Origin of the sequence: Pseudomonas sp. K5002 (genome assembly GCF_013386655.1) — a bacterium.
GTDB lineage: Bacteria > Pseudomonadota > Gammaproteobacteria > Pseudomonadales > Pseudomonadaceae > Aquipseudomonas.
This window is the reverse complement of sequence record NZ_JACARK010001461.1, coordinates 1-483: the sequence shown is the minus strand read 5'-3', so window position 1 is coordinate 483 and position 483 is coordinate 1. Positions and strand designations below refer to the sequence as shown.

1 protein-coding gene is annotated in these 483 nt (G+C 66.9%); it reads left to right on the top strand.

The window, feature by feature from the left end:
• Nucleotides 1-483, top strand: a 483-nt coding sequence (locus tag HX846_RS37195; RefSeq protein ID WP_256740463.1) for a helicase-related protein, incomplete at both ends; no start/stop codon positions are given.

Sequence of the window (483 nt, the reverse complement as noted above, 5' to 3'; positions counted from 1 at the left end):
CGGGCCGAACGCCGGTCAACACCGTGCTGGTCACCGACACCCGCCGCGTCGAAGTCATCGAACGGGTGCGCGGCGCCTGCGCCGAAGGCCGTCAGGCGTATTGGGTGTGCACGCTGATCGAAGAATCCGAAGAGCTGACCTGCCAGGCCGCCGAAACCACCTACGAAGACCTCACCAGCGCCTTGGGCGAACTCAAGGTCGGGCTGATTCACGGTCGCATGAAGCCGGTGGAAAAGGCCGCGGTAATGGCCGAGTTCAAGGCCGGCAACCTGCAATTGCTGGTGGCGACCACGGTGATCGAAGTCGGCGTCGACGTCCCCAACGCCAGCCTGATGATCATCGAGAACCCCGAGCGCCTGGGCCTGGCGCAACTGCACCAATTGCGCGGCCGCGTCGGCCGGGGCAGCGCCGCCAGCCACTGTGTGCTGCTGTACCACCCGCCGCTGTCGCAGATCGGTCGCCAGCGCCTGGGGATCATGCGCG